This is a genomic window from Acetatifactor sp. (assembly GCF_982438285.1).
The window spans coordinates 1-10291 of the sequence record NZ_CEWDFQ010000087.1 but is presented as its reverse complement, the minus strand read 5'-3'; the positions used below and the strand labels follow the sequence as shown (position 1 = coordinate 10291).

11 protein-coding genes are annotated in these 10291 nt (G+C 49.8%); all 11 read right to left on the bottom strand.

Annotated elements, in window-relative coordinates:
- Positions 1–216 precede the first annotated feature (216 nt).
- A complete protein-coding gene (locus AC1WIP_RS06160; RefSeq protein ID WP_481141012.1) occupies positions 217–1020 on the bottom strand; it encodes a sigma-E processing peptidase SpoIIGA in 804 nt (267 codons plus the stop codon).
- Positions 1021–1177: 157 nt separating this feature from the next.
- Positions 1178–2014, bottom strand: a complete 837-nt coding sequence (locus AC1WIP_RS06155) for a hypothetical protein (RefSeq protein ID WP_481141011.1) — start codon at positions 2012–2014, stop codon at positions 1178–1180.
- A gap of 105 nt (positions 2015–2119) precedes the next feature.
- Positions 2120–2401: a hypothetical protein gene (locus AC1WIP_RS06150; RefSeq protein ID WP_481141010.1), complete on the bottom strand. Its 282-nt coding sequence runs from the start codon at positions 2399–2401 to the stop codon at positions 2120–2122.
- 220 nt (positions 2402–2621) lie between these two features.
- Complete coding sequence (locus AC1WIP_RS06145) at positions 2622–3818, bottom strand: D-alanyl-D-alanine carboxypeptidase family protein (RefSeq protein ID WP_481141009.1); 1197 nt, start codon at positions 3816–3818, stop codon at positions 2622–2624.
- 116 nt (positions 3819–3934) lie between these two features.
- Positions 3935–5125, bottom strand: coding sequence for a cell division protein FtsZ (gene ftsZ / locus AC1WIP_RS06140; protein WP_481141008.1), 1191 nt, complete (start codon positions 5123–5125; stop codon positions 3935–3937).
- A gap of 109 nt (positions 5126–5234) precedes the next feature.
- Positions 5235–5966 (bottom strand): cell division protein FtsQ/DivIB, encoded by a 732-nt coding sequence (locus tag AC1WIP_RS06135; protein ID WP_481141007.1) that lies wholly within the window; start codon positions 5964–5966, stop codon positions 5235–5237.
- On the bottom strand, positions 5959–6966 hold the full coding sequence (locus tag AC1WIP_RS06130) for a UDP-N-acetylglucosamine 1-carboxyvinyltransferase (RefSeq protein ID WP_481141006.1): 1008 nt from the start codon (positions 6964–6966) through the stop codon (positions 5959–5961). Before AC1WIP_RS06130 ends, AC1WIP_RS06135 begins: the two co-directional genes overlap by 8 nt.
- A 16-nt stretch (positions 6967–6982) precedes the next feature.
- A complete protein-coding gene (locus AC1WIP_RS06125) occupies positions 6983–7213 on the bottom strand; it encodes a hypothetical protein (protein WP_481141005.1) in 231 nt (76 codons plus the stop codon).
- 98 nt (positions 7214–7311) lie between these two features.
- Positions 7312–8478 (bottom strand): FtsW/RodA/SpoVE family cell cycle protein, encoded by a 1167-nt coding sequence (locus tag AC1WIP_RS06120; protein ID WP_481141004.1) that lies wholly within the window; start codon positions 8476–8478, stop codon positions 7312–7314.
- A 26-nt stretch (positions 8479–8504) separates the two neighbouring features.
- Positions 8505–9869: a UDP-N-acetylmuramoyl-L-alanine--D-glutamate ligase gene (murD, locus tag AC1WIP_RS06115; protein WP_481141003.1), complete on the bottom strand. Its 1365-nt coding sequence runs from the start codon at positions 9867–9869 to the stop codon at positions 8505–8507.
- Positions 9870–9896: 27 nt separating this feature from the next.
- Positions 9897–10291 (bottom strand): MraY family glycosyltransferase (locus AC1WIP_RS06110; RefSeq protein ID WP_481141002.1); only part of this gene is annotated, 395 nt, incomplete at its 5' end.

The window sequence follows — 10291 nt, the reverse complement described above, 5'->3', positions numbered from 1 at the left end:
ACTCCGTTCCCAGATCGCTTATCACCTGGTTTTCCTTCTCCGATTCCAAGGGCGGCGGCAGCACCTCCGCCCCGCCGATATAATGGATATCACCCTTTTTATGCAGCAGAATATTTTCCCTTCGTATCATCTTAAACTGCATTTTTCCCGGTATTACAACCTTAAATATCATCCTGATACCTCCTGGACCATTTTTACTTCTTTTTTTCTGGAGCTTCAGCCCGCAAGAAGCGCAGGGTTAAGAATCATTTTTACCTGTCCCCCCAAAGCCTCTTCCCCACAGAGCTCTTCGCTGACCGCAACATAAACATCTCTGCACAGCTTCACCTCGCCGCCTATCTCTATCTTAAGCTCCGGCAAGAGATAGCCCTGCAATATCCCCCTCTTTTTTCCGATGCTGTGGTAGGGAATGGCCCTAAAGCCCTCCGGCATATCCCTCCACAGGCTTTGAAAAACCTTTTTTTCAATGATGGAAACCGGCTTCCCGCTGATGGGCTCAATCAGACTGTTGCCGGAGTCCATAAGGGCCGCCACCGTCATTTCATCCCCCTTTCGGATGAGCGTGGCTTTGCAGAGACAATGATTTTTTCTTTTATCCTTGAAAAAACGGGACAAAAAAAGAAAGCCTGCCCCTCCCAGAGCCATAATGCCAAAGCAGTTGACAAGACCTGCTTTAAATCCAGGAAGAAAACGGATCAAAAACAGCAAAATCCCGCCCATAAAAAAAGAGTAGACAAACAATTTCCACAGAGCTTTGCCAAAGGCCCTCACGCTGGCCGTCCGAAAGGCAATCAAAATCATGCCTCCTGTTCCCAGAGACACACCCAGGGCCAGTCTAAGCCATACCGGTCCGGGCAGCAAAAACGGCAGGAAGTAAGACACCGCGCCGAAGGCTGCCGCCCCAAGAAGCCTCCCCGGCGTGGCAGGGCTTAAGGAGGTACGGCTTACCAGCATTAAAGGATACAGGTTCATCACAAAATTGACCAGCAAAAGGCTGTCAACATAAAGCTCGTATTGCATTTTTATCACCCTTTTCACAATCATTATAAGGTTCATAAGTCATGGAATTTGTCAAAAAGACGGTTGGAATGGATATTTTTTCCTGATTGAATTCGACAAAAAGGCGGTAAAGCAAAATTTTGCTTTACCGCCTCCGCTGAAATTCAAAAAATACCTCTCAATTTTCATGCTCCATGATTTCCACTTCAATGGCCTGCTTTACATCCGTATTCCTTAAATCCACACTCATATAGGCCACGGGCTTATCATCCTCAAAAGCTGCAAATACAAGCCCTATAGGCGCTACATCATACGCCTCTGAAATCTCCGCTGAATACACTGTGACTTTATCCTTCTTTAACGCCGCTCCAAAAAAATACATATGATAGGATTCTTCCGGAAATTCTTGCCTGCCGTACCTCTCAAGAGCAGTGTACTCCTCCTCGCAATAGCGAAACTCTCTAGTTGCTAACCTGATTTCTCCCAGCACATCCTCCGCCGCAATATAAATACAGTCCCCCAACCGATAGCAATCATCAACCCACGTAAACTGCAGCGGAAAAGCTGCCGGATATAGGGTCACCTGATAATCGGACGGCTTGTAAACTGCATAATCCAGTAAAAGAATCTGTACGCCGCGTACATCCTCCGCCGCATATATGTTCGTATCCGTTAAACAGATATAGGCTCTTTCCTCCCCCTCTCTATAGAAGGCCCCAGCTGTTTGCCATCCCCAGTCCTCAGCTTCCGCCAGCTCCTCTTCTAGATGAAATGTATAGGATTCTCCGTCCAGATAGCTGATATAAATTTTGTCCTGATAAATTCCAGTCTGCGTTCCCTGCTCCCTCCAGTTGTCTATCACAACCGCATAGGATGCAGAGGTCAATTCATCCCAGGACACCTCAAGCTCTCTGACAATGGGCTCAAAATACGACAGATATGCGTTTTGCTGCTCTCCCACAGAGCAGCCGCAGAAAATCAGCATACACAATACTGCCACCAATATCTTTTTCATTCCCTTTTCACCCTACTCTATAATAATATGCCGTCGAACTATCAATTGTTATTGGATTATTGTAACTAACACTTGTCCAATAACCATTTGATGTCATATAAGTTGTCAAATTGCTGATAATACCAGACTCTGTTCCTTATCAATATAAGATTCTAATTCTTCATAAATATCCCTTCTTTGTAAAGAAAGGTATTTTCTATACACATAATCAGATATTGATTTTGACTGCTTGCCACTCGCCATTGCAGTATTATAGTAAGCTGCATATCCTTCTTCCAAACTATATACAGCCTCTTGTAACAAATTTACTTCTTCGGCGTTTACTTGCATCCAATTTCCTTCCAGCATTGCCACTGCCATAATTACTGATAATAATCTTTTTTTCATTTTTATCCCCTTTCCACAACTTTTCTTATAATATTAGAATATTGTCAAATGTTTTCTGCTGTTTCTCTACATTCCACCTCCTCTGCAATAACATATTATGGCTTCCTTTTTAAACAGTCAGCCAAAACACAGCAGAAAATGCACTTACAATTTATCTATGTGTATATAATATCAGTTTATTTTCTTATATTCAATATTTTTTTAGAATATTTACTTCATCTTAAGTCCCGCTTGCCTCCTTGTACAACGCCACATGATCATAAATACATTTCCAGGAGCTGCCCGCATCAGCGGTCACACACACATACTCCCTGCCATTTACGTCCCTTCCATAGCTGGCCGCGCAGCTCCCCGACTGCACTACATAGCCGGTCTTTCCGCAGATCACCTCGCCGCCGGTGTCCTTATCCTCAATACGGCGCAGAAACCAGTTGGAAATGGTAATTCCCTCGGGATGCTGGGGCGTGGATGAAGTGGTATAGGTGTGGGCCGACAAAACCTCCCTGCACAGCTCGTTATCCAGGGCCGCCTCCATAATCATAGCCATATCGTACACAGTACAGTAATGATCTTCATCATAAAGCCCCACGCAGTTGGTCATATGGGCTGTGTCGGACAATCCCAGCTCCGCAAGCTTTTCATTCATCAGCTCCACAAAGGCCTCTCTGGACCCCGCCACATAAGCAGCCAGACCGGCAGCTGCATCTCCCCCTGAGGGCAGAATGGTTCCGTAAAACAGATCCCGCACGGTCACCTCCTCATTTTCCGCAAAGCCTACGCTGCTGCAGTCATTGACATAGCTGTAATCCGTTTCATTTAAGGTAATCGTAAAGGTATCGTCCAAATTTTCCACATGCTCCGCCGCAACCAAAACCGTCAGTACCTTGGTCATGGATGCAGGATTGATTCTTGCCTCCGCCTGCTTTTGCGCCAGCACGTTCCCTGTGTCCAGGTCAATCAATATGGCATAGCTGCTGTCGATATCCGCTCCCAGCTGCGCAGTCTGGGCCGTAACGTTTGCGCTGTAAGCCTTTTTTGTATCCTCCGCCTCCTGGGTCTGGGCAGCCGGTGAGGAGCTTCCCTCCATAGGCGCCTCCTCTTCCGCGGACTGGCTTTCTCCCATGGCAGCATCCGTCTCCATGAGCGCTCCTTCCTCCATAGAAGCCGTTCCACCCTGGGCCGTCTCCTCATAAGCCCCGCTCTCCTGTCCGGCCTGCACATTCCCGGCCTTGTTTCCCGAAAGGCTTACGCCCACACAGACCAGCACAATCGCAGCTACAAGCCCCGCCGCATAGGGACCGAATTTCCGAATACACGCATATATGAGCTTAAGCCGCCTGCTGCGGCGCTTTCTCTCTGCCATCAAGCGCCTTCTGCGCTCTCTTCTTTCTCTCTCGTCCTCTATCTCATGATTCATTCAGCATATCACCTCTCTAAAAAAGGCATACAGGGAGGTTCTCCTCCTTATATGCCTTATTCTTGCCATATTGATTCACTTCTATCCGAAATCACTGCTGTCCGAAAAACACCCTTCTATTTGCGCTGCAAAAAGTCAGGTATCTTCAAAGATTTCTCTTCAACAGAACTCCTGATATCCGTAGGCCTGTGAATGCCTGCAAGAGGCTTTAACGGCGTCTGCGCTCCGCCGGATGCACCTGCCTGCTGGCCAGACTGCAGGTTCAGTCCCTTCAGGGAATTTGGCGTGGTCATGTGCGATCCAGGCTGTCTGTAGGCATTTCCGCTGCCAAGTCTGTTCTGCAGGGTATTGTTTGCCACATCCTCCAGACCGGTGGCAATTACAGTGATGGTGCAGCTGTCAGATTTGGACGCGTCATACATAGCGCCGAAAATAATGTTCACCTCATCACCGGCCAGCTCCTGTACATAGCTTGCAGCATCCGAGGCATCCGCCAGAGTGATATCTCCGGAAACATTGATAATCACATGGGTAGCACCGGAAATGGTTGTCTCAAGCAGAGGGCTCTCCACCGCCATCTTAACAGCCTCCAGGGCCTTATCATCTCCCTTTCCTTCTCCAATCCCGATATGAGCGATGCCCTTATCCTTCATAACGGTCTGTACATCCGCAAAGTCCAGATTAATAACAGAGGGCACATTGATCAGATCCGTAATTCCCTGCACAGCCTGCTGGAGCACCTCATCCGCCTTCTTCAAAGCCTCCGGCATGGTGGTACGCCTGTCCACAATTTCAAGGAGCTTGTCATTGGGAATCACAATCAGGGTATCCACGTTTTCCTTGATACGCTCGATACCGCTCAGGGCATTTACCATACGGGCCTTTGCCTCAAAACGAAAGGGCTTTGTCACCACTCCTACGGTCAGAATGCCCATTTCCTTGGCAAGCCTGGCTACCACCGGAGCAGCTCCGGTGCCTGTTCCGCCGCCCATGCCGCAGGTGACAAAAACCATATCCGCTCCCTTCAAAGCGGCGGATATCTCCTCCGTGCTCTCCTCGGCCGCCTTCTCGCCGATCTCCGGCTTGGCGCCTGCTCCAAGCCCTTTTGTGAGCTTTTCGCCGATCTGCAGAAGCCTGGGAGCCTTACAGAGCTGCAAGGCCTGCTTGTCCGTATTTACTCCAATAAATTCCACACCGTCAATTTTTTCATCAATCATTCTATTTACAGCATTATTACCTGCTCCGCCTACACCAACTACAATGATCTTCGCAGCAGATTCAGCATCGTTTGTCTTAATCTCCAGCAAGGGTAAATCCTCCTCTTCCCAAATGAAACCGCAAAATTTCATTTTTAAATTCCATATAGATTATCATATAATTATTTCACAAATTAATCAATACATTTTTTGAGAAAATTCAGTCCGGTTTGAAAGTAAACTGCCCGTTTCCACCGTCAAAATTTTCCATCTGCAGGGTGCCGCTTTTCCCTTCCAGCTGCTGTAAAAAATTGGGGAGAAGCATAATCTTGTCCTCCAGACTCTCTCCCGTTTTCCCTACGGACACCTTCACATCCCCAAAATAAATAGTAACCTCATCGGCGCTGTGAAAATAAATTTTGTCCGCACTCAGCTTATATTTGTTTAAAAGCTGTGTGATCTCAAGAATATTGGCAAAAACCCCGTCATCCTCCACCGGCAGGGGCTCTCCCAAAACCACATGATCAAAATCAAGTCCCGTGATCTGGGGGACCCCCTGGGTCTTTACGCTGGAGCTTTCCACCACATAGCCGTCCTTGTCAAAATACATATAGGTATCCAGATATTTCACATAGCCGGCCAAAGCCTTTTCATACACTGTTATCTTAATGGTATCCGGTGAAAGAATGCTTACATCCATCACATCTACAAAGGGGATATCCTCCACCCCTCTGTTTTTGTATTTCAGGGACAGGTACAGAGAGTTGTTGCCCAGAAAGCCTTCCATGACAAAGCTCTTTATCTCATCCTCCGTATAGTGCACATTTCCCTCCACATACACGGTCTGAATGGTATGGGTCTGTATCACGTAAAATGCGCCTGCAGCCAGGACCGCAAAAACCGCTGCCGCCGCCAGTATTTTGATTATGATTTTCCTTTTGCCCCTATGCACTTACAATCCGCGCTCCTAACTCTCTTAAATCTTTGCAGATGTTTTCATATCCCCGGTAAATATAAGAACAGCCACTTACCACCGTGGTTCCTTCCGCCATCAGCCCCGCAATGACCAGGGCCGCGCCGCCCCTCAGCTCCCTTGCCTCCACCGCAGCCCCCGACAGTTTCTCCACGCCGCGCACCAGGACCGTCCTCTCATCCAGCAGGGTGATATCCGCTCCCATGACTTTCAGCTCCTGGGCTGCCCGAAAACGATTCTCAAAAATAGTTTCCTCAATCCTGCATTGTCCGTCGCCCACGGTCATGACAGCCAAGGCCATGGACTGCAGGTCCGTGGGAAACCCCGGATAGGGAGCGGTTTTGATGTGGGAAAGGGATTTGGGCCTTCCTGGGGCCTGGACATAAATGCCTTCCTTTGCCACACACAGTCCTGCCCCCATCTCCTGTGCCATCTGCAGTACAGCCTCAAGCTGTTTTACAGGCGCATCCTCCAAAAGCACGCTGCCTCCGGCGGCGATGCAGGCAAACAGGTAGGTTCCCGCCACAATCCTGTCGGAACAGATTCGAAAATCCGTGCCATACAAGGTCTGGCCGCCCTGTATCTTAAGTGTGTCCGTGCCTGCGCCTTCAATCCTGGCGCCGCAGCCTGTCAGATAGCGGACAAGCTCCGTCACCTCCGGCTCCATGGCAGCTCCCATAATCCGGGTATCCCCCTCCGCGGCCACAGCGGCCAGAAGAATATTTTCCGTTGCCCCCACGCTGGGAAAGGGAAGGTGGATATCCGCTCCGTGCAGCGCCTCGGCCCGTCCTTTCAGCTTTCCGTCCTCGCAGATAAAGCACACCCCCATCTGCTCCAGTGCTCCAAGATGCAGGTCTATGGGTCTTTTTCCGATGACGCAGCCTCCCGGGTACTCCATTTCCACCTGACCGCATCTGCCAATCAGCGCTCCCAAAAGACATAAGGAGGAGCGCATGCCGGTGATGGCTTCTCCCTGCATATCCCGTCCGCATACCTCAAGGGCGTTGACCCGAAGGCCGTCCTCCCCCCCAGACCACCTGGCAGCCCAGGCTTCTTAACAGGCTGACCATGCGGTGCACATCGGCAATCCTGGGACAGTTGTGTATGCAGGAGGTCTCTTTCGTAAGCAAGGTTGCCGCTAAGATGGGCAGAGCCGCATTTTTAGAGCCTTGAATGCGGACCTTCCCCTGAAGGGCAACACCACCCTGAATCTGAATCGAATTCATGCAACACCATCCGGTTCCAAAATTTAAGACCTATTCCATCATATGTAACAGGAACCGGCACGGTACCTTGTACCAATGGCGGACACACTATGATTCCCCTATAATTCCTTCAGCTGAATTCTCTTTGCCACGCTTAGCACCAGCCCGATCTCTATCAGCAGAAACATGACCGAGGAGCCGCCGTAGCTGATAAAGGGAAGGGAGATTCCCGTATTGGGGATGGTGTTGGTAACCACTGCAATATTCAAGATAGCCTGAATGGCAATATGTCCGATCACCCCCACCACAAGCATGGCTCCGAAAAGGTCCGGCGCATTGTTGGCTATAATCATCATGCGCCATAAAAGAAGTATAAACATCAGGATGACACAGATGGCGCCAAAAAGCCCAAGCTCCTCACAGATAATGGAAAAGATCATATCGTTCTGGGCCTCCGGCAGAAAGCTGAGCTTCTGCATGCTCTGTCCCAGTCCCTTTCCCCAGATGCCGCCGCTTCCGATGGCATAAAGAGCCTGTATGGTCTGAAAGCCCTTGTCCTGGGAATAGCTTTCCGGATCCAGCCAGGCCAGAATGCGCTCGCTTCGAAAGCCTTCCACAGAATCTGCATTCACGATCATAAAAACAATCAGCGCCACTACTGCCACTCCCGCAAGGCCCATCAGCACAAATTTTTTGTAGTCCGGGCTGGCCACAAACACCATAAGCAGAGAGATTCCCATGATAATAATAGCGGAGCTTAGGTTATCCGTTATCTTCCAGACCATGATCACAATGGGCAGCGGAATACAGACCATGAGAAAAAAGCCCTTCAGGGTCCGGACGCTCTTTCCCATCCTGCACACCAGTGTGGCCAGGAAAAGAATCATACACAGCTTTGCCACCTCCGCCGGCTGCAGATTAAAGCCAATGCCCGGAATCCGAATCCAGCGCCTTGCTCCGTGGCTTTCCACGCCCAGGGGCGTGAGCACAACAGGAATCATCGCCGCTGACACAAGATAGCCCAGCACTGCAAAGCGCTCCCAGAAATGATAGGGAATGTTGGCCACAATGGTCATCAGCACCAGTCCCAGAATGGCAGCCATCAGCTGACGCTTCAGATAATAGGCCGCGTCCCCATACTCTTCATAAGCCTCGTAGGAGCTTGCGGAATAAATCATAATCAGTCCGAAGCCCAGCAGGAAAAATACAATAAACAGCAGACTGTAATCAAAAAAATATTCAGATTGTTCTTTTCGTTTACGCTTCCTGGTTCTTCTCGCCGCCATACACAACTCCTTTTCACAGCCTGCTCTTAAAGACTGTTTACATATTCCTTAAATTTCCGGCCCCTGACCTCATAGTTGGGAAACATCCCCCAGCTGGCACAGGCGGGAGACAAAAGCACGGCATCTCCTTCTTCTGCCAGCTCAGTACACAGCTTAAGACATTCCTCAAAGGTATCCGCAAATCTGATCCGGTCAAAGCCGTGGCGTTTGGCGCAGTCCGCAATTTTCTCCCTGGTCTGGCCCACAAGCACCAGCCATTTCACCTTTCCCTCAAAGCTTTCGATCCACTGATCATATTCGCTTTCCTTATCGTAGCCTCCCCCAATGAGCACCGTAGGTCTGCTCATGGCGCGTATCCCCTGTATGGCCGCGTCTGGATTGGTTGCCTTGGAGTCATTATAATAGTCAACACCGCCCTTGGACGCCACAAATTCAATCCTGTGCTCCACCGCATGAAAGTCTCTGATCACGGAAAGGATAACCTCCATGGGCACTTCCATCCCTTCCGCCACCGCTATGGCCGCCATCACATTCTCCACATTGCAGATTCCCACAAGGTTCATATCCTTGTGGATATCAAGCAGCGCCGTCTCCTTTCCCCCCTGGCTTTTTACAATACTGTCCCCTTTCAGATAATAACCATCGGCCAGCGCTCTTTTGGAGGAAAACCAGACAACTCTGGCGGAACATCTTTCTCCAAAGCTTCTGGTATAGGCATCCTCATAATTCAGGACGCAGATATCCGATTTTGTCTGATTAGAAGCCACAGCCTCCTTTGCCGCTACATACGCCTCCATGGTATGATGACGGTTTAAGTGATCCGGCGTAATGTTTAAGATTGCGGATACGGCAGGATGGAAGGTATGTATGGTCTCTAACTGAAAGGAGCTGATCTCCCCAACGGTAACGGAGGAAGGCCGGGTTTTTAAAGCCTCCATGGTGTAGGGATTTCCAATATTCCCCACCACAAACACATTGTCCTCTCCCAGATACGCCTTCATAATCTCCCCCACCAGGGTAGTGGTAGTGGTTTTCCCATTGGTTCCGGTGATGGCTGCAACTCTTCCCTTTTCCGCCAGAAATCCCAGCTCGATCTCCCCTAAGATTTCCGCTCCCCTGTTTCGCAGTCTCTCTACCAGCGGAAGGTCCACCGGCACACCCGGACTCAGCACCACACGCTGGACGCTCTCCTCTATTTCACGGGGAAGCTCTCCCGTCACACAGGTCACGCCAGGGGAAAGTTCCCCCAGCTTTTTTCTAAGCTCCTCCTTCGTCATGGTTTCCTTGCTGTCGTAAAGTATGACCTGCGCTCCAAACTGCTTTAACAGGCTGACTGCTCCCATTCCACTGATACCGGAGCCTATCACAAGACACCTTTGTCCTTCAAACATTTCCTTCCTCCTCACCCGTTTTGTAAATTACAATCCCTTTAAGGCGGCCAGACACATGATCGCCGTAAAAATGGTAAACAGCGCCACGATTCTGGTCTCGGACCAGCCGCAAAGCTCAAAGTGGTGGTGCAGGGGCGCCATGCGGAAAAGCCTTTTTCCGCCGCTGCATTTATAATACACTACCTGCAGGATCACGGAAGCCACCTCAATGAGATAAACGCTGCCCACAATGGCTATGTATAAGGGCATCTGCAGCATATATCCACAGGCGGCCACAAAGCCTCCAAGGGCAAGGGAACCCGTATCCCCCATAAATACGGAAGCCGGATATACATTAAACAAAAGAAAGCCCATCAGAGCCCCCGCTGCGGCACAGGTCACAGGTTCAATCCCGCTGCCGCTGCCCACAGCCACCACCGTAA